The sequence below is a fragment of the Micromonospora sp. CPCC 205561 genome (assembly GCF_036906775.1).
Classification (GTDB): domain Bacteria; phylum Actinomycetota; class Actinomycetes; order Mycobacteriales; family Micromonosporaceae; genus Micromonospora.
On record NZ_JBAKHV010000014.1, the window covers coordinates 17351 to 39031 of the forward strand.

A 21681-nucleotide genomic window follows, 5' to 3' on the forward strand; every position below is an offset into this window, starting at 1 on the left:
GTGGATGAGTACCCGCACTAGCCCGGCACCGCTCAAGGTAGCGATCGTCGGTACGGGCAACATCGGAACGGACCTGCTGTTGAAGGTCGGGGCGTCTCCCCTGCTGGAGTGCGTCCTGTTCGCCGGACGCCGTGCCGGATCCCCCGGGATCCAGCTGGCCGAGAGCCGGGGGGTGCCCACCAGCGTGGACGGGATCGACGCGGTCACCGCCCGCGCCGAGCACATCGACCTGGTCTTCGACGCGACCTCGGCCGACGACGCCACCCGCCACTGGCAGGCCGTCGCACCCACCGGCCTGCCGTTCGTCGACCTGACGCCGGCGCACCTCGGCAAGTTCTGTGTGCCGGCCCTCAACCTGGACGACTGCCTCGACGAGCAGTACCTCAGCATGGTCACGTGCGGGGGGCAGGCGGCTGTCCCGATGGCCCACTGCATGGCGGAGGCCTCGGACGGGATCGGCTACCTGGAGATCGTCTCGGCCAGCGCCTCGGCCACCGTCGGCCCCGCGTCCCGGGCCAACCTCGACGAGTACGTGCACACCACCGAGCAGGCGACCATCGAGTTCTGCGGTGTGCGGCGCACGAAGACCGTGCTGGTCATCAACCCCGCCGAGCCCGGCATCGTCATGCGCAACTCCATCGCGGTGACGGCCGCCGAACGGATCGACATGGACGCCCTGCGCGCGTCCGTCGCCATGATGGAGAAGCTGATCAGGTCGTACGTGCCCGGCTACCGCGTCGTCGTCCCGCCGGTGGCCGCCGGGGACCGGGTCACGATCATCGTGGAGGTGGAGGGCCGGGGCGACTGGTTCCCGCGCTACGCCGGCAACCTCGACATCATCACCTGCGCCGCCCTCGCGGTCGCGGAGGCCCGGGCAGAGCGGGGGCGGTCGTGAGCGGCACCCCGAAACTCAGCATCTGCGACACGACCCTGCGCGACGGCAACCACGCCGTCGGCCACCAGCTCGGCCGCGCGGACATCAGCGCCTACGCGCGGGCGGCCGAGGCAGCCGGGGTGGAGGTCGTCGAGGTCGGCCACGGCAACGGGCTCGGCGCCTCGTCCATCCAGGTCGGCATGGCCGCGCTCAGTGACGCCGAGATGCTGCGCACCGCCAAGGCCGAACTGCGCAACGCCCGGCTCGGCGTGCTCTCCATCCCCGGTTTCGCCAGTGTCGAGCGCGACCTCAAGCCGGCGCTGGACTGTGGCGTGGACGAGGTCCGCGTGGGCGCGCACTGCACCGAGGCGGACGTGACCCGGCAGCAGGTCACGATGCTGCGGGCCATGGGCGTCGTCGTCAAGGGGATGCTGCTGATGAGCCACATGGCCTCGGCGGCGAAGCTGGTGGAACAGGCCCGGCTCATGCAGAGCTACGGCGCCGAGGCGGTCGTGCTGATGGACTCCGCCGGCGCGTACACCCCGGAGCAGGTCCGCGAGAAGGTGAGCGAGCTCGTCGAGAACCTCGACATCGCGGTCGGTTTCCACGCGCACAACAACCTGGGCATGTCGGTCGTCAACAGCATGACGGCGATCGCGGCCGGGGCCACCATCGTCGACGTCACGGCACGCGGTTTCGGCGCGGGCGCGGGCAACGCGCCGATCGAGCTGGTCGCGGCGAACCTGCACGTCGAGCGGGTCGAGACCGGTGTCCAGCTCTTCGGCGCGCTGGACGCGGCCGACGTGGCACAGGAGCACTTCGTCAAGCACGTACCCACCAACGACAGCGTCACCATCGCCAGCGGGATCGCCGGCGTCTTCTCCGGGTTCGCCGCGCCCGTGCGGCGCGCGAGCGCCCGCTTCGGCGTCGACCCCCGCAAGATCCTGCTGGAGCTCGGCAACCGGCGGGTGGTGGCCGGCCAGGAGGACACCATCATCGAGGTCGCCATGTCGCTGGCCGCCGAGCAGGAGGCGTCGAGCCAGGTGTGAGCGGTCGCCAGCATTCGCATCAACGTGACGTAGGAGGAGCAATGCAACGCCATTCCCCGCTCGACGACGCGGCCGACCTGGCCGCGGACGCCGCGCTGCTGCAGATCGGCGCGGAGATCGGAGTGGACCGACTGCTGGACTCGGGCGAGACGTTCGACGCCACGGATCTGGCCAGGGCCGCCGACCTGCCCCGGGCCGGTGTGGACGACTACCTCGCCGCGCTGGTCGCCGCCGGGCTGGTGGTCGACACGGAGGTTCCGGGCCGGTTCCGGGCGGCCGAGGACTACCCGGACCGGCGGTACGCGGCCGGATACGTGTCCTGGGCCATGAGCGCGAACGGCCCGTTCCTCGCCAACGCCCGGGAGTTCCTCACCGACCGCGACGCGGCCGCCCGGGTACACCGCCGCGACGGGCGCCGGGTGGCGGTCAGCTCGCGGTGGATCGGCGAGCGGGCGTTCTATCCGCCGATCGTCGACCGGGTCGTCTCGGCCGGCGCCGCGCGGGTGGCCGACCTCGGCGCCGGCGCCGGCGGGCTGCTCATCCGGCTGCTCGGGCAGGACCCGGCGCGTACCGGCGTGGCGCTCGACAGCAGCGGCGCCGCGTGTGCCGCGGCGCGGGAGGCCGCCGCCGCCGCGGGGGTGGGCGACCGGCTCCAGGTCGTCGAGCGTACGGTCCAGTCCCTCGCGGACGACCCCGGGCCGGTCGAGGGCGCGGACGCCGTGCTGGCGTGCTTCGTCATGCACGACATCGTGGCGGACGAGCCAACGGCCAAGGCCGTCCTGGGCGCCTGCCGCGACGCGCTCGCTCCCGGCGGGTTCATGGCGGTCGCCGACGCGGTCTCCTACGCGCCCGACCCCGCGGAGCGGAGGTTCAGCGCGCTCTTCACCTACCTGCACGCCAGCTTCATGAGGGTGCGACTGCCGGCCGAGCGGCAGTGGCTGGACACGTTCCAGGCCGCGGGCTTCTCGAAGACCGAGTGCGTGCCGCTCGGCGTGCCCGGGGGCCGGCTCTTCGTGGCGGTCCGGTAGTGGTCGGCACGCTGTCTCTGCACCGCGAGCTCGCGGCGGAACTCCGGACGGCGGCGCGGACCCTCCGCGCCGTGCCGCCGGTATCGGTCCGGCACCCGGAGCTCGACCTGGCGGACGCCTACGCCATCCAGAGCGAGCTACGCGAGATGGACCTGGCGGCCGGTGCGGTCCTGGCCGGACTCAAGATCGGTGCGACGAGCGAGGCGATCCAGTCGATGTTCGGCATCGACCATCCCGACTTCGGCTACCTGACCGACCGGATGGTGCTGCACGACGGCGCCGAGCTCGACCTCAGCCGGTTCATCGCGCCCAAGGTCGAGGGCGAGATCGCGTTCCGGTTCGCGCAGGACGTCGCCGGCCCGGCCGTGACCGCGCACGACGTGCTCGCCGCCACCGCGGAGGTCCTGCCGGCGCTGGAAGTGCTCGACAGCCGGATCCAGGACTGGCGCATCGGCCTCGTGGACACCGTCGCCGACAACGCTTCGTCGGCGTTGGCAGTGGTCGGCGCCGGCGTGCCGCCCGACACGACGGACCTCGCCGGCGCGCGCATGGAGCTGCGCGGCCGGAACGTCGTGCAGGAGGGGCGGGGCTCGGCCGTGATGGGGCATCCGGCCGAGTCCGTGGCATGTCTGGTCCGGATCCTGGCCGGGTTCGGCACCGGGATCAAGGCCGGGCAGCTCGTGCTCTCCGGTTCCTGGGCGGCGGCCGTGGACCTGGTGCCGGGTGACACCGTGCGGGCCTCCTTCGGCGCCCTGGGTGCGGTGTCGCTGAGCACCCGAGGCTGAGGTGATCCGGCCGCTGGTCGGGCAGCGCGCACCCGACGACCCGTTCGACGACGAGACGACTACGACAGAGGAGACCCCGGACCGATGACCATGCTGGTGGACGAGACGGTACCGCCGCACAAGGCGGCCTACGACTTCTCCCTCTTCGAGGCGATGGAGTCGGAGGTGCGTTACTACTGCCGCAAGTTCCCGGTGGTGTTCGACCGGGCCCTGGGCGCCGAGCTCTACGCCGAGGACGGTCGGATGTTCACCGACTTCTTCTGCGGCGCCGGCACCCTGAACTACGGCCACAACCACCCCTACCTGAAGCGTCGGATCACCGAGTACCTCGCCAGGGACGGCGTGATGCACGCCCTGGACATGTACACCGTGGCGAAGCGGACCTTCCTGAGCCGGCTGCGGGAGTGGGTGCTGGCCCCGCGGGGACTGGACCACAAGGTGCAGTTCTGCGGGCCGACCGGCACCGACGCGGTGGAGGCGGCGCTGAAGGTGGCCCGGCGGGCCACGGGGCGCCGTGGTGTCGTCTCCTTCACCGGGGCCTACCACGGCATGTCGCGCGGGTCGCTGGCGGTCAGTGGCGGGCGCCGGGCCCGCGCCGCCGGGCAGGCCGGCACGGCGGACGTGACGTTCGTGCCGTACGAGGACGGTCCGGCGGGACCGTTCGACTCGATCGGCTACCTGGAGCGGATGCTCTCCGACCCGTCGTCCGGGCTGGACGTCCCGGCGGCGGTGATCGTCGAACCGTTGCAGATGGAGGGCGGGGTGTACCCGGCGTCGGGGGACTGGCTGCGACGGCTGCGCGAGTTGACCACCCGGTACGGCGTGCTGCTCATCTTCGACGAGATCCAGTCCGGCTGCGGCCGGACCGGCACGTTCTTCTGCTTCGAGCACGCCGGCGTGGTGCCGGACATCATCACCGTCTCCAAGGCCATCGGCGGGTACGGCCTGCCGCTGTCGATGGTGCTGTTCCGACCGGAGCTCGACGTCTGGTCGCCGGGGGAGCACACGGGCACCTTCCGGGGCAACCAGCTCGCCTTCGTCGCCGGCGCCGCCGCCTGCGAGCTCTGGGGCCAGGAGGGGTTCCGGACCAGCGCCGCGGTCGGCGCCCGGCGTCTGGAGCGCTTCGGCGCCGAACTGCGCGACGGCGATCCGGCGCTCGCCGTGCGGGGTCTGGGCATGGTCCTCGGCATCGACCTGCGGGCGGCCGGCGGCGCCGAGCGGGCCGACCGGATCCAGCGGCGCTGCTTCGAGACCGGCCTGATCGTCGAACTCTGCGGCCGCGACGACGAAGTGATCAAGGTGATGCCGCCGCTCACCATCGACCTCGCCCGGTTGGAGCGGGGCCTCACCGTGCTGCACCGGGCCATCCAGGCCAGCTGACACCGCCCCGACCGCGACCGTTCCTGGAGGATCCCGATGGACCGCCGCCCCCGCCGTCACCTGCTGTCGATCGAGGACCTCGGCGACGCCGACCTGCGGCGTCTGGTGGCCCGCAGCGCCGACTTCGCCGCCGGCCGGGTCCGCCCCGCCGACCAGTTGCGCGGTCTGGTCACCGCGGTCTACTTCCGCCGCACCTCGACCCGGACCCGCACCGCCTTCTCCAGCGCGGCCCTGCGGCTCGGCGGGCACCTGATCAGCTACGGCCCGGGGGATCTGCAACTGAACACCGGCGAGACCGTCGAGGACACCACCCGGGTGCTCTCCGAGATGGTCGACCTCCTCGTCGCCCGCACCGCCGACCCGCTCGCCGAGCTGCGGGCCTTCGCGGCGCAGGACCGGATGGGGGTGATCAACGCGATGAGCGCCGAGGAACACCCCACGCAGGCGCTGGCCGACCTGAGCACCATGACCGAGCGCTTCGGCCGGGTCGACGGGCTACGGGTGCTCTACGTGGGGGAGGGCAACAACAGCGCCGCCGCGCTCGCGCTCGCCCTCAGCCGGTTCGCCGGAACCCGGCTGTACCTGCGCACGCCGCCCGGGTACGGGCTGGACCCGGGCGTCCTCGCCGCCGCCCGGGTCGCCGCCGAGCGGACCGGCTCGGCGGTCGCCGAGGCGCACCACATGACGGACCTGCCGCAGGTCGACGTCGTCTACACCACCCGCTGGCAGACCACCGGTACCACCAAACCGGACCCGGACTGGCGGCGCCTCTTCGCCCCGTTCCAGGTCGACGGGGCGGTCCTGGCGGCGAGCCCGCAGGCGGTGTTCATGCACGACCTACCGGCGCACCGGGGCGAGGAGGTCACCGCCGGGGTACTGGACGGTCCCCGTAGCATCGCCTTCGTCCAGGCCCGGCACAAGATGTTCAGCGCGCAGGCCGCGCTGGAGTGGTGCGCCGGGTGAGTCCGGCGGCAACCGGTTCGCACCACGGCGGCGCGCGACGAGAGCCGCGGCGGGCCGGCCCACCTCGCCGGAGAGCGGGCCGGGCCAGGTCGAGGACCCGTACGCCGGCACCGCCGGAATATGGGTACCGGCTACCCATGTGACCCCTGCGGGGCGCCGGCACGATACCGGCGTGGACAGAACGGGGACGCGGGATGCGGCGGCGGTGAGCGGTGCGGGCGGCGCCTGGTGGGCGCCCGGCCTCACGCTCGCCGAACGGGTCCGGGCCGCCGGCCCCGGCGGGCCGGTCGTCACCGGTCCCGTCTCCCCGCGGGCCGCGCGGCGGCTGGAGGAGTGGCGCTCCGCGTACGAGCTGGGGACGACGGGCCAGTTCGCGAACCGCCTGGCGGCCCTGGGTATCACCGAGCGGCAGTTCCTGGCTCTTCTCGACCGGCCGGCGGCGGCGCTGTCGGGCGGGTCGGCCCCGCCCGTCTGGGCCGAGTTCACCGAGCGGGCGCTCGGCCTCGCCCCCGACGCGGTCACCCACCTGCCCGCGGACGCCCCGTGGTCCGACGCGTTCGCCGACGTGCTGGCCCCGTTCGTCGCCGCCGCCCGCGCCGACCTGCGGCAGCGGGTGCGGGCTCCCGGGACGGCCGCGGTGGTCGACCTCGCCGTGGTGTCCGCCGGGTTCGCCGACGCGCTGCGCGCCAGGCTGGTCGCGGCGGCGTCGCGTACGTTCGTCCTGGAACTCAACGCCGCCCGCGCCGCCGGCCGGCTGGCGGGCCCCACGCCCGAGCACCGGTTCGCCGCCTTCGTGGCCGACCTCGCCCAGCGTGAGCGGCTGACCCGGGTGATGCGGGACTACCCCGTGCTGGCGCGGCTGCTGGCGACCGCCTGTCGGTACGCCGTCGAGGCGACGGCCGAGCTGCTGGACCGGTTCGTCGCGGACCGGGCGGAGATCCTCCGCCGGTTGCTCGACGGCCGGGACCCGGGGCCCCTGGCCGGATTCGAGGTGGCGGGGGACTCGCACGGGCGCGGGCGGGCGGTGGCGATCCTGCGCTTCGCCTCCGGTGCCCGGGTGATCTACCGGCCGCGTTCGGTCGCGGTCCACGTGCACTTCAACGAGGTCCTGGGCTGGCTGAACGGGTTGCTGCCCGAGCTGGAGCTGCGCACGCTGACCGTGCTCGCCCGCGACGGCTACGGGTGGATCGAGGCTGTCGACCGGGCCGCCTGCTCCGACGTGGAACAGGTGGGCGGGTTCTACCGCCGGCAGGGGGTGCTGCTCGGGCTGCTGTACCCGCTGGGCATGACGGACATCCACCACGAGAACGTGATCGCCTGCGGCGACCAGCCCGTCCTGGTCGACGTCGAGACGCTGCTGCACCCCGACCTCCCGGTGCCGTCCGCGGCGCCCGACCCCGCCGCCCGGGCGCTGCGGACGTCGGTGTACCGCACCGCCCTGCTGCCACAGCCGCTCATCGGCGAACGCGGCCTGCTGGACCTCTCCGGCCTGGGCGGTGACCCCGGCACGCAACAGCTCCGGGAGACCGTCGAGTGGGCCGCGGCCGGCACCGACACGATGCACCTGGTACGTCGTTCCGCGCCCGTGCGGGCCGCCGAGAACCGCCCCACCCTGGACGGCGTCCCGGCCGACGCCGCCGAGTACACGGCCGAACTGCTCGCCGGCTTCCGCGCCGCGTACCGCGCCATCGCCCGGCGAGCCGGCGACCTCACCGGCCCGGACGGGCTGCTACGGCGGTTCGCCGGCGACGAGCTGCGGGTCATCGTCCGGTCGACGCGGACGTACACCGTGCTGTTGAGCGAGTCCACCCATCCCGACGTGCTGCGCGACGCGCTCGACCGGGACCAGATCTTCGATCTGCTCTGGGCGGCCTCGGTGGACGACCCGGTGCGTGGCCGCCTGGTGTCCCGCGAGATCGAACAGCTCTGGGACGGCGACGTCCCCATGTTCACCTGCCGTCCGGACGACCGCGACCTGGCCGGTGGTGACGGCTTCGCGTACGTCGACGTGCTCGACGAGCCGGTACTGGCGACCGCGCTGCGGAAGATCGCCGGGATGGGCGTGGTGGACCAACGCGACCAGGAGTGGATCGTCCAGGCCGCGCTCGCCGGCCGGCTCGGCGGGGCACGCCACGAGTGCGCCGAGCCGGTCTCCGTCCGGTGGGAGGCGACGGCACCGGACCCGGGCAGGTTGCTGACGGTCGCCTGCGGCATCGCCGACAGGATCATCGCGGACGCCTACGACGACGGCGTGTTCGCCAACTGGCTCGGGCTCGAACCGGTGGACGGCGGGCACAGCACGATCATGCCGCTGGGTGCGGGGCTGGGCAACGGATACCCGGGCACCGCCCTCTTCCTGGCCGAACTCGCCCGGCTCACGGACGTCGACCGCTACGCCGAGGCCGCCGGCCGGGCGGTGCGGCAGCTTCCCATGTTGCTCACCGCCCTGGAGGCCCGGCCGCACCTGGCGAGCACGGTCGGCTGCGGCGGGTTCACCGGCCTCGGCGGGATCGCCTACGCGACGGTCCGGCTCGCCGACCTGCTTCAGGACGACGCGCTCGGCGACTCCGTCGAGAGGGCCGTACGCCTCGCGGCGATCGCCGCCACGACGGACACCAGCCCGGGCGTGCTCGACGGGCTTGCCGGCTGTCTCGCCGCGATGCTCGCCGTCAGCGAGCTGACGGGTCTGCCACTCGCCGCCGAGACGGCCCGCGACTGCGCGAAGCGGCTGCTGGCGGCCGCCCCCTCGCTGCCCGCGCAGCCCGGCTTCGCCACCGGTACGGCCGGCATCGGCTGGGCCCTGCTGCGCTTCGCGGGGGTGGCGGGCGACGAGCGGCACGCCGAGGCCGGCAGCGCGCTGTTGAGCCGCGCCGCCACCGTTCCGGTGCCGGACTCGTCGACGCACTCGTGGTGCCACGGCGTCCCGGGAATCGCGGTCGCCATCGCCGACCAGGGCCGGTCACTGGCGGACCCCGCGCTGGCCGCCTTCGTGGACCGCGCGGCGACCGCCGTGTCGAGGACCGGTCTGGTCGGCGACCACAGCCTCTGCCACGGGGAGCTGGGCAGGCAGGAGATGCTCTCGGTCGCCGCGGCGCGCGGTCGTCAGGCCGCGGTCCGCGTCCGCTCCGACCAGGCCGGACAACTGGTCGCGGCGCTGGACCAGGCCGGCCCGAGGTGCGGTGCCGCCGGCGGCGTGAGCGTCCCCGGCCTGCTGGACGGCCTGGCCGGGATCGGCCACGGCCTGCTCCGTATCGGCTTCGCCGACCATGTGCCCTCGGCACTGCTGCTGCATGCCGAGCCGACGACACCAGCACGTGGTGTCGGGAAATAGACAGGGGGAAGATATGCGGGACGACCTGACTGCTCCTCATCCGGTGGGGTCGGTGGAGGAGCACCAGTCAGCCGACGCGCACCCGGCGGGCGAGATAAAGCTCAGCTTCCTGGGGCACGTCGGGAGGCGGTCGGGCATCCTGACCGGCCTGATGATCGCCGCACCCGCCATCGCGGCCTTCATCGACACCGGTGGCACCGGGGGGCACACGTCGGCGTAGCCCCGACCCGCAAGCGGTGCCTCTCCGTGTCGCTTCAACGACAGCGGGTACCCCATATTGGACGAGGCAATGCGGGTGCCGCTCACGTTAGCCTCGGGCATGCGCTTCTCCTCGCCGGTGGTGGTCGGACGTGAGGCCGAACTCCACGTCGTCAACGCTCGGCTGACGGCCACGCGGGCCTCATCCGGCGGCGCGGTCTTCCTGATCGGCGAGGCGGGGATCGGCAAGACACGGCTCGCGGAACACTGCGCGCGCACGGCGGCGGGGGCCGGCATGGAGCTGCTACGGGGCCGTAGCAGCTCCACCGGCCCCATCGTCCCGTTCCGCCCGCTGACCGAGGCGATCTTCTCGTTGTCGCGTACGGGTCGACTGCCGGACAACACCGAGCTGGCACCCTACCGACCGGCCCTGGCCCGGCTCGTCCCGGAGTGGCGGGACCCCGCGGTGCCGGAGCGGGTGGCCTCGATCGTCGAACTGGCCGAGGCCGTACTGCGGCTCGTCACCGCCGTGGCCGGCAGCCGGGGCTGCGTGCTCGTCCTGGAGGACATCCACGACGCCGACGCCGAGACCCACGCCGTCGTGGAGTACCTGGTCGACAACCTCGCCGACCTGCCCATCCTGATGGTGGCCACCATGCGGCCCGGCAGCGGCCCCGCGACGGATCTGGCCTGGGCCGCGGCGGTGCGCCGGTCCGCGACCGTCGTCGAACTCCGCCCCCTGTCCGACCAGGAGGTGCCCGAGCTCGCCGCCGCCTGCCTGGGCACCGACGCTCTGCCCGCCGAGCTGGCCGACCGGCTGGTGCGCGACAGCGAAGGCAACCCGTTCGTCGTGGAGGAACTGCTCAACAGTATGATCGGCGCCCGCGCGCTGGTCCGCGACGGCGACGGCTGGCGGTTCACCGACGACCCGGCCATCGCGTTGCCGAACACCGTCACGCTCAGCGTGACCCGCCGGATGGCCGCCCTCGATCCGCAGGCCCGAACGCTGCTGCACACCGCCGCGGTGCTGGGTCGTCGCTTCCCCGTGGCCGCTGTCCGGGCGGCGATCGGCCTCGAGGAACGGGCCATGCTGAGCCATCTGCGGTCCGGGGTGGAAGTCGGGATCATCATGCCCGACCGGTCGACACCCGACTGGTACTCCTTCCGGCACGCGCTGACCGCCGACGCGATCCTGGCCACGCTCCCCCCGGCCGAACGGTCCGCGCTGGCGAAGCGCGCCGCCGGCGCGCTGGAGTCGGCGTACGCCGGGCTGCCCGGACACTGGTGCCAGCTCGCGGCCGAGCTCAGGCAGACCGCCGGCGACGACCACGGCGCGGGTCTGTTGTTCGCGGAGGCGGGCCGGCGGGCCCTCGGCGACGGCGCGACCACGTCGGCCGTCACCCTGCTCGACCGCGCGTACCAGCTGATGTCCGACCCCGACGCGCGCGCCGGCATTCTCGAGTCGCTGCTCTACGCGCTGACCGAGGCCGGTCACGCGAACCGGGCGTTCGACCTGGCCAACGACGCGACCTGGGCGAACGCCGTGACCCTCGGCGTCGAGCAGCACGTCAGCCTCCGGACCCGGCTCGCCTGGGTCGCGGTCGTGACGGGACGGTGGTCCGACGGCGCGTCCCAGGTGAGCATCGCCCGGGCGATCCTCGGCAACAGCCCGGCGCCGGAGCCGGCGGCCCAGGTCGACGTGGTCGAGGCACACCTGATCTTCGGCGACGGCCATGGCTGGGGCCGGACCGCGCAGGCCGAGCGGCTGGTGCTCCAGGCCCTGGCGGTGGCCGAGCGGGTGCCGATGGCGGAGACCGCGTGTCAGGCGCTGCAACTCCTGGCCATGATCGCCCGCGGCCGGAGCTTCGACGAGGCGGAGTCCTACCTGACCAGGATGTTGACGATAGCGGAGGACCACCGCCTGCCCCTGTGGCGGATCAACGCGCTGTTCCGGCTCGGGGTCAACCAGAGCATGCGGACCGGGGAGCAGACGTTGCTGCGCCAGGCGGAGCAGGCCGCGCAGCTGTCCGGCGCCATCATGCTCGGGCACAGTATCGAGGGCGTGTACGCGATCCGTGCCGTGATGCAGGGCGACTACCCGACAGGCGACGAGATCGCCGCCCGGTGTGCCGCGGCGACCGCCCGGCTGCGCAACATCGACGACCATCAGTTCGTCCTGTTGACGGCCGCCGCCTCCGCCGCCCACCGCGGACGACGGCGGCTGATGGAGCGCAGGCTGGAGGAGTTCCGGGCGGCCGGTGGGGCGGAGTCCGGGCACGTCCCCCTCGCCTACGGCTTCTGCGAAGCCGTCTGCGCGCTGATCGAGGAGGACCGGCCGGCGGCGATCCGGGCCCTCGACCTGGCCCGGGCGTGGGAGGACGACCACCCGAACACCTACTACATGACGGGTCGCTTCGGGCTGCGGCCGCTGCTCGACGCGCTGGCCGGCTCCGTGGACCGCACGGGCATGGAGGCGGTGGCGCTGGCCCCGGCGGCGACCCTGCGCTGGAACCGGCAGTTCCTGCACCTGGCGAAGGCGGTGGTGTACGGGCGCGCGGGGCAGCGCGAGCGGGCCGCCACAGAGGTCGCGCTGGCCCTGGACGCCGCGGCGCCGTACCGGATGGCCTATCACCTGGGGCTGCGGCTGGTCGCCGAGGCCGCGCTCGCCGACGGGTGGGGCGAGCCCGTCGCCTGGTTGCGGGCGGCGGAGGACTACTTCCACGACGCCGACGCGCCGGTGATCGCCGGCGCGTGCCGGGGCCTGCTCAGGCAGGCCGGCGCGTCGCTGTCCCAACGGCGCTCCGGTCACGACCGCATCCCGGCCCGGCTGCGTGCGGTCGGGGTGACCGTCCGCGAGCACGAGGTGCTCGTGCTGCTGGCGAAGGGCCACGACAACCAGGACCTGGCCACGCTGCTGCACCTCTCGCCGCGCACGGTCGAGAAGCACGTCGCCAGCCTGCTGCTCAAGACCGGGCACGCGAACCGCAGGGCGCTGCGCGACAAGGTGGACGATCTGCTGCGGCCCGACAGCCGGTCCAGCCCCCGGTGAGCGACGCCGACCGGTGGTCGGGAGAGGGCGGGTAGCCCACGGCGCGCCCCCGCGCGTCGGTGCGGTACTCGTACCCGGCCCGGCCACCGCGGGTTGACCGGGTCGTCACAATGAGGCGTGGCACTCGATCGACGCAACTCCCTGGCCGCGCCCATCCTGCCGGCCGTGGTGCTCGTACTGACCGCCTGCGGATCCTCCGGCGGCACGTCCGGAGCCGGCACGCCGAGCGCCGGCACCGCGCCCGCGGCGGCCTCGACCGCGCCGGCGGCCACGCCCGCCGAATCGCCGTCGAGCGGTGTCGTGCCCTCGCCGTCCACCCTGTCCGCCGAGAATGGCACGGACGTCCGCGCGTGCCGGGACGGCACCTGCGAGATCGTCGTACGTGGCAAGGTCGAGGTGCCGTTGGACCGGCGGTTCGGCTTCACCGAGTTCACGGTCACCTTCGTCCCGCCGAACCGGACCCAGTTCTTCGGCGGCGACCCGGTGAACGGCAACCTCCGGGGCCACGTGGACGGCACCGGGGAGCTCAACGCCAACGACATCAGCGTGCGGATCGTGACGATCTCCGACTCGGGCGCCGTGTTGCGCTTCTCGCCCCGCTGACGGCGGCGCGACGGCTGGTAGGCTCGGCACCGCCGTGCGCCGCTGCGAACCGAGGAGGTGAGACCGATCAACGTCACGACAGGTCGGGCCTCCCTCCCCGCATGGCTCGGGGAGTGCCCGCGTTAGGCACTCCGAAAGGCTCGATGCGCTGTGCGCCTCACCTCCGAGACGTCGTCCGACGGCGTCCGTGAACAACTCTTCATCCTCGGCGACATCCCCGGCGTACTGTGGACGCCGGAGGATGCCGTCGGTGTCCGTCCCCTGATCCTGATCGGCCACGGCGGCGGCGAGCACAAGAAGGCACCCGACGTCGTGGCCTGTGCGCGTCGCTTCGTGACCGGGGGCCGCCTGGCGGTGGCGGCGGTGGACGTTCCCGGCCACGGCGACCGGCCGACGGACGAGGAGCTGAACCGGATCGCGACCGAGAACCAGGCCCGGGTGGCGGCCGGAGAGGAGCTGGCTCCGCTGATCGCCGGTTTCCAGGCCCTCGTGGCGCGCCGGACCGTCCCCGAGTGGCGGGCGGTCCTGGACGGACTCCAGGCCCTCGGGCAGGTGGGCGCCGGTCCGGTCGGCTACCGGGGCGTGTCGTTGGGGTGCGGCCTCGGCGTACCGTTCGTCGCCGCCGAGCCCCGGGTCCACGCGGCGGTGCTCGGCCTGGGCGGCGCACTGGCGTCGGCCGAGGCCGCCGCGCGGATCACCGTCCCGGTGCGGTTCCTGGTGCAGTGGGACGACGAGCGGGTGCCGCGGGCACAGAGCCTGGCGCTGTTCGACGCCTTCGCCTCCCCGGAGAAGACGCTGCACGCCAACCCCGGCGGGCACGGGGAACTTCCGGCGTCCGAGCTGGACCACGACCTGGCGTTCTTCTCCCGACACCTGCGCTGACGCCGTCGCCCTGCCGACACGCCGGTCGGGGGATCGTCCCCGACCGGCACGTCGTCGCCCGCGTGGCGGTGACTACGACGGCGCCCGCCGGCGGAGGAGTGACCGGAGCAGTCGCACCCAGGGCGTCCAGCGGCGCGGCGCGGCCACCGTCAGCCCCAGGTGGCGGGCCGCGGTGTCCAGGCTGTCCTCGATGAGGGCGTCGTGCAGCGGGCGGTAGAGCACCGGCCAGCTCAGCCGGGCCGGCCACCGGGTGGTCATGACGAGCGAGTGCCGCAGCAGGCAGCGCCGCCCGGCCTGCGGCAGGGCCTCGTACTCGTGGTAGCCGCGGAATCCCGCCGGCGCCGAGAACTCGAACCGGACGCGGGTCCCGGGCCGGTACGCGACGACGGTGTAGCGGACGGGTCCGTGTCCGCCACGGGCACCGACGCCGAGTGGGCGGTCGAACCGCATCGCCGGCCACCGGTCGCGCGGCCACAGTCGGTCGTCGGGGGTGGCCAGGGAATCGATCAACGCGCTCACCGCGCTGGCGGGCGCCGCGAGCTGCCGTTCGTGAATGTTGCGGACCACGGCTCCCCTAGAGAACGTTCGCTAGTTCAAGTGGAGGGTAGTCTCTACTTCATGCCGCAGCCGGTCAAGCACTCGACGGACGTGATGCTCGACGCCGTGCGCGCGCTGGTGCTCGCGGGCGGACCCGCCGCCGCCTCCGCCCGGGCCGTCTGCCTGGCCACCGGTGTCTCCAGCGGCTCGGTCTACCACCGCTTCCCCCGCCGCGACGACCTGGTCGCCGCCGCCTGGCTGCGCGCGCAGGACCGCTTCCTGCGCGTCTACCTGGAGGCCCTCGGACCCGCCGACGCGGAGGCCGGCGTCCGCGCCGCGGTCGTGGTCCTGACGTGGTGTCGGTCCCACCCCGACGACGCCGCACTGCTGCTGCGCCACGCTCTGCGCGACCTGCTGCGCGGTGAGACCTCACCCGCGATCGCCGAGGAGGCCCGCACGCGTCGTCGCGCCCTGACTCTTGCCCTCGCCGCGGTGGCCCACGCCACCGGTCACCACCTGGCCGACGTCGTGCTGGCCCTCGTCGACCTGCCCTACGCGGTCGCCCGCCGCGCCATCCGCGACAACGGCGGGCCCACCGAGGACGACGTCGACGCCGTGCGGCGAGCCGTCACCCTGCTGCTGTCGGCGAGCCGATGACCGCCGTCGCGGCCCGCGAGGCCCGGGGTCGGGCGCGGCGTTGCCGGGGAGCGAGGTCGACGCGCCCGACGTACGCCAGGACCGCTCGCCGCCGCCCGGAGGCGTGGCTCGGGACGTGCCCGGCCGGGGTGCCGTCCTGGTGCTCCCGCCGGACGGCACCGGACGGCCCCGACCCGACGTGCGCGGCGGCCCGACCCGCGGTCCCCGCAGGGGCCGACGGGCCGGGCCGCCGCGTGGCTCACGCCGCGCGCAGGGCGTTGCGCCGCATCCAGCCGATGCCGTCGCTGGCGCAGCTGCAACTCACCGACACGTACCACTCCAGCTCGCTGGTGTTGTAGTGCTCCATGCAGTAACCGCCACCGACCCGGTCACCGGCGTTCTTGACCTTCAGGGCCGGGTCCATCCGGGTCGGCTGCTCGTACACGCCCGCCGACGGCCAGGTGACCACCCACTCGCAGGTGGCCGCGGCCCGGAAGCCGCTCCGCTGCTCCGCGTCGACCCCGGTCGGGGCGGCGCTGGCGGGGGTGGCGACCGCCAGCAGCCCCGTGAGGACTCCGGCGAACCCGAGCATGGCGATTCCCTTACGCATCCTTCGTATCCCCTCGTCGACGAATTCGTGCCAGTCGATAGCTTACGGTGTCGACGCCGTATGCGCTGGGTGAGATCCGGCGCGGCACGGCTCCGGAATCCTGGAAAGCGGCGTCACCAGGGGCGAGGGATCAGCGATTCGCGCGTTCGATGCCGCGCCGGACGAGGCCGCGGAGGCCCGGCAGGGTGATCGCCCGGATGGTCAGGTCGCTCATCCAGACGTGGAACCGGCTGGGCGGCGCGTACTGGAGCATGCCCCGGCGGGCGAGCGCCTGGCGTCTGGTGGCCTCGGGACGCAGCCCCGTCTCCCACTCGGTCAGCGCCGTCGCGACGTCGTCGTGCCGCCGCAGGGCGGCGCCGAGCTGGTCGGCTCCGGCGAGCGCGAGGGCGGCGCCGTGGCCGGCGAAGAGCGTGACGCACCAGGCCGCGTCTCCGAGCAGCACCACCCGGCCGGTGCTCCAGCGCGGCGCGACCACCTGGCTCACCGCGTCGAGGTAGGCCCCGCCCGGGTCCTTCTCGAGGTGGCGGATCGCGTCGGGCACGCCACCGCCCAGGTCCCCGAACGCCGCGCCGAGCGCGTTCACCGGCCCGCGTCCCAGCTCGGCCGCCGGGTCCGCGCACCGGTAGGTGAAGAACGCCGACGAGCGCCCGGGGCCCAGGTTGACGATCGCCGCCGTGCGTCCGGGGCCGATGAAGGTGGTCGCGGACGACTCCGGCACGCCCGCCACCGGGTGGGGCAGGGCGAAGGCGCCCACGACGTACGGGAGGTCGACCTCGAGGCCGGCGCCGAACACCGCCCGGCGGGTGGCGGAGCGCACCCCGTCGGCGGCGACCAGCAGGTCCGCGTGCTCCGTGGGCCGTCGCTCAGCGCCACCCGTACCCGGTCGGTGTCCTGCTCGACGGAGGCGACGGTGGTGCCGAAGCGGATCGCGGTGGGGTCGGCGAGCGCCTCGTACAGCGTGGACTCCAGGTCGCCCCGGAACACCGACAGGGTCCGCTCGCCGAGGGCCGCCTCGGCGACGGCGGACGGCACGGTGAACTTGGCCCGCCCGTCCGCGCGGACCAGCACGGTGGTGAACAGTCCGAGGTCGTGGGCGCGGAGCGCGGGGAGCAGGCCGAGGCGCTCGGCGGCGTCGTAGCCCGGCCCGATCAGGTTCACCAGGTAGCCGCTGCTGCGCCGGGCCGGGGCGCGTTCCACCACGACCGTGCGCCACCCGTCCCGTTGGAGCCGGAGGGCGGCGGCCAGACCGGCTATGCCCGCGCCGACGATCACTGCACGTTTCAACCCACACTCCCGCAACCGTGAATGAGCATTTGTTCATACTAGTTTGAGCGATCGCTCATTCTTTGGCAACGCCGTCAGTGTCGGCCTCTAGACTTCTGGCATGCCACGCGGAGTCGCCATCCCGGAGCCCAGGCAGCAGCTCTTCGCCGCCCTCGAGCGCGTCCTCGCCGGGGAGGGGCCGACCCGGCTGACGGGCCGGGCCGTGACCCGCGAGGCCGGCGTCGCGACCGGGCTGCTCTACGCGCACTTCGCGAACTTCGACGACTTCCTGGCCGGCTACGCGGTCGACCGGACCTTCCAGCTCGCCGGCGAGGTGGCCGGCCTGCCGGGCCGGGCGGGCTCGGGCACGGTCGCCGGAAACCTGAGCGAGGCGCTGCTGGCGACGCCGCCGCGTACGCTGCTGGCGCTGACCCGGCTGACGGCCTCCTGGCCGGACCTGGCGGCGAACGTCCAGGCGGTGCTGGGGGACGGGGCCGCCGGACTACAGGTGATCGAGCGCGCGATAGCCGGCTATCTGGACGCCGAGCGGGAACTCGGCCGGGTGCCCGCCGGGGCCGACGCCCAGGGCCTGGCCCTGGCGGCGGTCGGGGCGCTGCACCACGTCGTACTCTCCGGCGAGGCCGGCCCGGTGGCGGAGGCCCGCATCCGCCGCGCGGTGGCGGCGGTGACCGCCGGCTTTCCGGCCGTCGCGACGTCCTGACGGCGGTTCGCCCTCGTCCGGGGCGCGGCGTGGCGGACCTGCCGCCGCTCCCTCGGACGGGACGCGGGCCCGGCCCGGGCGAGAGCCGGAGCGGGCGGAGCGGAGGGCTCGACGACGGCGTGGCCTGTCAGGCTGCACGGCATGGACGTACGCCTTCAGCCCTGGTCGGAATCCGCGCTCGACCTGCTGCGCCGGATCAACACCCCGCGGATGCGTCGACACGTCGGCGGTCCCGAGACGGAGGAGCAGATGCTCGCCCGGCACCGCCGGTACCTCGCCATGCCGGCGACGGGGCGTGGCCGCATGTTCGCCGTGCTGCTCGGCGACGAGCTGGTCGGCAGCATCGCCTACCATCGGCGCGACTGGCGGGGCGAGCAGGTCTACGAGACCGGCTGGAACGTCCTACCGCCCTTCCAGGGCCACGGCATCGCCACCGCGGCCGGCGCCGCCCTGATCGCCGTCGTCCGCGAGGCCGCCCGTCAGCCCGGCACCCCTCGCTTCCTGCACGCGTTCCCCGCCGTCGAGAACGCCCCCTCGAACGCGCTGTGTCGTCGCCTCGGCTTCACCCTGCTCGGCGCCTGCGACTTCGAGTACCCGCCGGGCAGCGGCTCGGTGATGCGCAGCAACGACTGGCGCGTCGACCTCGCCGATCCCGGCCCGCCGGGCCCGGCGCGGCACGCGCACCCCGGCGCCCCGGGAGGCGCGCGCTGAGCGCGCGGCCTCCCTGACCGCCAGGGACCGCCCCGGTCGGAGCGGCCGGCGACGGGTGGGGGCCGCCGCTCCCGGGCCGACGGGCCGCCGAGGCGCGTGTCGCGCCCCGGCGGCCCGTGGCCGGGCGGTCGTCGTCAGCCGTTGTCGATCAGGCTGGCGATCTCGTTGTAGATCAGGTGGGCCTTCGCGCCCTGGTTCGACGGGCAGCCGCCGAGGTGGTGCAGGGCGATGACCCGGTGGCTGCCGTTCAGCACCGGCGAGCCCGAGTTGCCACCGGAGGTGTCGCAGCTGTAGCTGATGTTCCAGGTGTTGTAGTTCGCGTTCCGCACGGTGCAGGTCGCGCCGTTCTGGGCGTCCTCGTAGATCGACAGGCGCTTCGGGCTGCCGTCGCCGTGGCCGGGGACGTACATCCGGGTGCCGGTGGTGGTGGCGGTCGTCGCCAGGTACAGCGTGCCGAATCCCTGGATGCTGGCGAAGTTGTTCACCGAGAACAGGGCGTAGTCCAGTTCGCCGGAGCCACCGCTGCTCACCCTGTAGAGGGTGGCGCCGCTGACCTTGGTGCCGGCGCCGGGGTTGCCGCCGCCGCAGGTGGCGCACTGGTAGTTGAACTGCATCTCGCTGCCGCTGACGGCGGCCTGCGTCGAGAAGCAGTGCTTGTTGGTCAGCATCCGGTTGGTGTTGCCGACCCGCCAGGTGGTGCAGAGCCCGCCGCCGCTGATCAGCAGCCGGGCGACGGCCCGGCCGCGGGCGTACTCGTTGGGGTGGCTGTTCTGGTAGCAGACCACGTCGCGGCGGGCGTCGGTGCTGCAGACGGACTGCGTGGAGAAGTTGTGCTGCGCGATCTCCGCGCGGTCGTAGCCCCGCCAGAACCGGTCGATGGTCGCGGCGCTGCCGCGCGAGGGGCGGTTGCTGTGCACCGTCACCACGGCGGTGTCACCCTCCACGGACATCGCCCAGAAGCCCGGCCGCCCGTCGGTGGTGTAGTCGGAGCCGCTGGCCCGGTTCAGGTGGCGGTCGTAGCGGTAGCTCTCCCGGCCGTCCGGGCTCGACACGGTGACGTAGTCGCCGTCGGCCAGTCGCAGCGCGCTGAAGTGCACCTTGACGTACGTCGCGCCGGGGTGACGGATGACCTGTGTCCGGCCGTCGCCGGCGTAGGAGAGCGAGCCGTCGACGGTGCGGAGCTCACCGACGGTGGTGACGCCCTCCGCCGAGAACTGCTCCGATTCGGGTGCCCGCTCGGACTGTGGCGCGAGCGGCCGGATCGAGGGCGCCTCGGCGGCGGCGGACGCCGGCAGCAGGCTCAGCCCGAGTGCGCAGGCGCTGAGTGCGACCGCCGCCGTCCGTAGGCGGCGTAGGGCAAGTTTCATTGTCGCTCCTCCCAGGAACCAGCACCCGGCGTGCTTGCAGCCTTCTTACACGAGACGGGACGAGACATGCAAGCACGTCGATGTATTGTCGATCGGTGGCCCGGCCGGTGGGGCCGGCCGTCGTCAGGGGGCGGCTAGGATGACAGCCCTGTCCATGTCGTCGGCGCCAGCGGGGATGGCCCTCATGTCGGAGATCGCGGGCGGGCCCTGGGAGCCCACGACGGCCGGCGTCCTGCGGCTTCCCTCCGGGCGGCTGATCCGGGGGCGTGGCCTCCGCCACCCGCTGCCGTCGGGGCAGCGACCGACCTTCGGGCTCTACCTGCTCGGCAAGCCGCCGCCGGCGGTCGACTGGGAGGCGCGCTGGCTGCGGTGGCCCGACTTCCGCCTGCCCGGCGACCGGGCCGACGCGATCGCCGCGCTGCGCGAGGTGTGGGAGCGCGCCGCGACGGAACGGGTGGAGGTGTGCTGCGGCGGCGGCCGGGGGCGCACCGGCACCGCGCTGGCCTGCGTCGCCGTCCTCGACGGGGTGCCCGCGCACGAGGCGGTGGCCTACGTACGCCGGCACTACGACCCGCACGCCGTCGAGACCCCCTGGCAGAAGCGCTACGTCAGGCTGATCCGCTTCCCGTCCGGGCGGATCTGACCGCCGACCCCGGCCCCGCCGCGCGTCCACCGCGTCCGTCGACCATCGACGCCCGGCCACCGGCCGCGGCCCCGGTCGACCGGCGCCGGAGGCCCGGGTGGCCGGTCCCGCCCGACGACTCGGGGGCCGCTCCAGCCACCCACGGGCGGTTCGACCCGGCACGGTTGCGTCGCCGTCCTGTCTCGACGGTGGGCGCGCTGTCGTCAGTCGACGGTGACGACTGACGACAGCGCCGGGGCGGCCCGCGGTGGCGCAGCATGGGAGGCATCACGATCCCGAGCCGCAGGGGACGAGGCATGACGACCGGACCGCTCACCTCCAACGGATGGGACGACCCACCGTCGCAGTCGGCGCTGGCCCGCCTGGTCGGTGACGGCGTACCGGCCGGCGACCGGGCGCTCGCCCTCGCCGGCCTGGCGCGCGATCTGGTGGGCACGGCGGTCGGTGGCGATCGCGGCCGGTGGATGTTCGAGCTGCTGCGGTCCTCGGCGCCGCAGCTCGTCCGGGACCAGCACGCCCTGTACCGGCGCTTCGAGGTCCTCGGGGAACCGCTGGCCGACCGGGTGGAGGAGACGGCCGAGAACGCCGCCCAGGTGCTCTGGGCCTCGGCCGCGGTCGGGCACCTCGCGCCGCTGCCGGGCGTGGCGTTGGCGAAGGCGTTGGGGCACGTCGCGATCGAGCTGCGGATGGTGGGTGAGCTGCACGCCGTGTACGGCTGTCGCCCCGTCGCGACGCCCCCGCAGTGGTGGTACGGCCTTCTCGCGGCCTGGGCGACCCGCGGCCCGCTGCTGCCGGGGGAGCCCGTCCCCGTCGATCCCGCCGTCGTGATCCAGCGCTTCCGGGCCGCAGTCACCGAGCTGAGCAGCCAGCGGGGCCGCCTGGGCCTGCTGCTCGACCGGGGTCGGGACGGCCGCATCGCCGTGGGCCTGCTGTCGCGGAACCTGCGGCGGCAACTGCGCTTCGTCCCCCGGCTCCAGGCGCCGACCGGCGTGCCGCTGCCGCCGGAGCCGGCCGCCGGGGCGGACGGGTGGGACCTGTGGTGAGGCGGCGG

General features: G+C 74.0%; 20 protein-coding genes and 1 pseudogene. 16 read left to right on the forward strand and 5 right to left on the reverse strand.

Annotation, left to right across the window (positions count from 1 at the left end):
- The first annotated feature begins 4 nt into the window (after window positions 1-4).
- The 11 genes from V6V16_RS10460 (at window position 5) to V6V16_RS10510 (ending at window position 14142) form a co-directional block, all read left to right on the forward strand.
- Window positions 5-895 carry an acetaldehyde dehydrogenase (acetylating) gene (locus tag V6V16_RS10460; protein ID WP_334561691.1) on the forward strand — a complete coding sequence of 297 codons (891 nt, stop codon included), beginning with the start codon at window positions 5-7 and terminating at the stop codon, window positions 893-895.
- On the forward strand, window positions 892-1923 hold the full coding sequence (gene dmpG / locus V6V16_RS10465) for a 4-hydroxy-2-oxovalerate aldolase (protein ID WP_334561692.1): 1032 nt from the start codon (window positions 892-894) through the stop codon (window positions 1921-1923). Before V6V16_RS10460 ends, dmpG begins: the two co-directional genes overlap by 4 nt.
- Window positions 1924-1964: 41 nt before the next feature.
- A complete protein-coding gene (locus V6V16_RS10470) occupies window positions 1965-2951 on the forward strand; it encodes a class I SAM-dependent methyltransferase (RefSeq protein ID WP_334561693.1) in 987 nt (328 codons plus the stop codon).
- Window positions 2952-3022: 71 nt separating this feature from the next.
- Window positions 3023-3736, forward strand: coding sequence for a 2-keto-4-pentenoate hydratase (locus V6V16_RS10475; RefSeq protein WP_334561694.1), 714 nt, complete (start codon window positions 3023-3025; stop codon window positions 3734-3736).
- 84 nt (window positions 3737-3820) lie between these two features.
- Window positions 3821-5116 (forward strand): aspartate aminotransferase family protein, encoded by a 1296-nt coding sequence (locus tag V6V16_RS10480; protein WP_334561695.1) that lies wholly within the window; start codon window positions 3821-3823, stop codon window positions 5114-5116.
- 36 nt (window positions 5117-5152) lie between these two features.
- Entirely contained in the window at window positions 5153-6079 is a 927-nt protein-coding gene (locus V6V16_RS10485) for an ornithine carbamoyltransferase (RefSeq protein WP_334561696.1), read from the forward strand.
- A gap of 172 nt (window positions 6080-6251) precedes the next feature.
- The gene (locus tag V6V16_RS10490; protein WP_334561697.1) at window positions 6252-9410 is read left to right on the forward strand and encodes a type 2 lanthipeptide synthetase LanM family protein; all 3159 of its coding nucleotides are present in this window, start codon (window positions 6252-6254) and stop codon (window positions 9408-9410) included.
- 52 nt (window positions 9411-9462) lie between these two features.
- The gene (locus V6V16_RS10495) at window positions 9463-9630 is read left to right on the forward strand and encodes a hypothetical protein (protein ID WP_334561698.1); all 168 of its coding nucleotides are present in this window, start codon (window positions 9463-9465) and stop codon (window positions 9628-9630) included.
- A 75-nt stretch (window positions 9631-9705) separates the two neighbouring features.
- The gene (locus V6V16_RS10500) at window positions 9706-12657 is read left to right on the forward strand and encodes an AAA family ATPase (RefSeq protein WP_334561699.1); all 2952 of its coding nucleotides are present in this window, start codon (window positions 9706-9708) and stop codon (window positions 12655-12657) included.
- A 117-nt stretch (window positions 12658-12774) separates the two neighbouring features.
- On the forward strand, window positions 12775-13260 hold the full coding sequence (locus tag V6V16_RS10505; protein ID WP_334561700.1) for a hypothetical protein: 486 nt from the start codon (window positions 12775-12777) through the stop codon (window positions 13258-13260).
- Between the two features lie 150 nt (window positions 13261-13410).
- Complete coding sequence (locus tag V6V16_RS10510; protein WP_334561701.1) at window positions 13411-14142, forward strand: alpha/beta hydrolase family protein; 732 nt, start codon at window positions 13411-13413, stop codon at window positions 14140-14142.
- 72 nt (window positions 14143-14214) lie between these two features.
- On the opposite strand, the gene V6V16_RS10515 is transcribed toward V6V16_RS10510, so the two are convergent.
- The gene (locus tag V6V16_RS10515) at window positions 14215-14709 is read right to left on the reverse strand and encodes an SRPBCC family protein (RefSeq protein WP_334561702.1); all 495 of its coding nucleotides are present in this window, start codon (window positions 14707-14709) and stop codon (window positions 14215-14217) included.
- Window positions 14710-14739: 30 nt separating this feature from the next.
- Between V6V16_RS10515 and V6V16_RS10520 the strand changes: the two genes are divergently transcribed.
- Window positions 14740-15336, forward strand: coding sequence for a TetR/AcrR family transcriptional regulator (locus V6V16_RS10520; protein WP_334561703.1), 597 nt, complete (start codon window positions 14740-14742; stop codon window positions 15334-15336).
- A gap of 238 nt (window positions 15337-15574) precedes the next feature.
- Here V6V16_RS10520 and V6V16_RS10525 read toward each other — a convergent pair whose 3' ends face one another.
- From V6V16_RS10525 to V6V16_RS10535, 3 genes and pseudogenes are all read right to left on the reverse strand, one after another.
- The gene (locus V6V16_RS10525; RefSeq protein WP_148710137.1) at window positions 15575-15925 is read right to left on the reverse strand and encodes a glycosyltransferase; all 351 of its coding nucleotides are present in this window, start codon (window positions 15923-15925) and stop codon (window positions 15575-15577) included.
- 130 nt (window positions 15926-16055) lie between these two features.
- Complete coding sequence (locus tag V6V16_RS10530; RefSeq protein ID WP_334561785.1) at window positions 16056-16718, reverse strand: hypothetical protein; 663 nt, start codon at window positions 16716-16718, stop codon at window positions 16056-16058.
- A 122-nt stretch (window positions 16719-16840) separates the two neighbouring features.
- Window positions 16841-17197, reverse strand: a pseudogene (locus tag V6V16_RS10535) (FAD-dependent oxidoreductase); the annotation flags it as partial.
- Between the two features lie 112 nt (window positions 17198-17309).
- Between V6V16_RS10535 and V6V16_RS10540 the strand changes: the two are divergent.
- Complete coding sequence (locus V6V16_RS10540; RefSeq protein ID WP_334561707.1) at window positions 17310-17909, forward strand: TetR/AcrR family transcriptional regulator; 600 nt, start codon at window positions 17310-17312, stop codon at window positions 17907-17909.
- Between the two features lie 141 nt (window positions 17910-18050).
- A complete protein-coding gene (locus tag V6V16_RS10545; RefSeq protein WP_334561708.1) occupies window positions 18051-18620 on the forward strand; it encodes a GNAT family N-acetyltransferase in 570 nt (189 codons plus the stop codon).
- 134 nt (window positions 18621-18754) lie between these two features.
- Here the strand turns inward: V6V16_RS10545 and V6V16_RS10550 are convergent, their stop codons facing one another.
- The gene (locus V6V16_RS10550; RefSeq protein ID WP_334561709.1) at window positions 18755-19987 is read right to left on the reverse strand and encodes a trypsin-like serine peptidase; all 1233 of its coding nucleotides are present in this window, start codon (window positions 19985-19987) and stop codon (window positions 18755-18757) included.
- A 184-nt stretch (window positions 19988-20171) separates the two neighbouring features.
- Here V6V16_RS10550 and V6V16_RS10555 point away from each other — a divergent pair, with 184 nt between their 5' ends.
- Together V6V16_RS10555 and V6V16_RS10560 are read left to right on the forward strand one after the other, a co-directional pair.
- The gene (locus V6V16_RS10555; RefSeq protein ID WP_334561710.1) at window positions 20172-20630 is read left to right on the forward strand and encodes a phosphatase domain-containing protein; all 459 of its coding nucleotides are present in this window, start codon (window positions 20172-20174) and stop codon (window positions 20628-20630) included.
- Between the two features lie 296 nt (window positions 20631-20926).
- A complete protein-coding gene (locus V6V16_RS10560) occupies window positions 20927-21673 on the forward strand; it encodes a hypothetical protein (protein ID WP_334561712.1) in 747 nt (248 codons plus the stop codon).
- Window positions 21674-21681: the final 8 nt, after the last annotated feature.

Excerpts from the sequence above, each read along its gene's own strand:
- V6V16_RS10460 (WP_334561691.1), top strand. The coding sequence starts at position 5 with ATGAGTACCCGCACTAGCCCGGCACCGCTCAAGGTAGCGATCGTCGGT.
- V6V16_RS10470 (WP_334561693.1), top strand. The coding sequence starts at position 1,965 with ATGCAACGCCATTCCCCGCTCGACGACGCGGCCGACCTGGCCGCGGAC.
- V6V16_RS10480 (WP_334561695.1), top strand. The coding sequence starts at position 3,821 with ATGACCATGCTGGTGGACGAGACGGTACCGCCGCACAAGGCGGCCTAC.
- V6V16_RS10485 (WP_334561696.1), top strand. The coding sequence starts at position 5,153 with ATGGACCGCCGCCCCCGCCGTCACCTGCTGTCGATCGAGGACCTCGGC.
- V6V16_RS10525 (WP_148710137.1), bottom strand. The coding sequence starts at position 15,925 with ATGCGTAAGGGAATCGCCATGCTCGGGTTCGCCGGAGTCCTCACGGGG.
- V6V16_RS10540 (WP_334561707.1), top strand. The coding sequence starts at position 17,310 with ATGCCACGCGGAGTCGCCATCCCGGAGCCCAGGCAGCAGCTCTTCGCC.
- V6V16_RS10545 (WP_334561708.1), top strand. The coding sequence starts at position 18,051 with ATGGACGTACGCCTTCAGCCCTGGTCGGAATCCGCGCTCGACCTGCTG.
- V6V16_RS10550 (WP_334561709.1), bottom strand. The coding sequence starts at position 19,987 with ATGAAACTTGCCCTACGCCGCCTACGGACGGCGGCGGTCGCACTCAGC.
- V6V16_RS10555 (WP_334561710.1), top strand. The coding sequence starts at position 20,172 with ATGTCGGAGATCGCGGGCGGGCCCTGGGAGCCCACGACGGCCGGCGTC.
- V6V16_RS10560 (WP_334561712.1), top strand. The coding sequence starts at position 20,927 with ATGACGACCGGACCGCTCACCTCCAACGGATGGGACGACCCACCGTCG.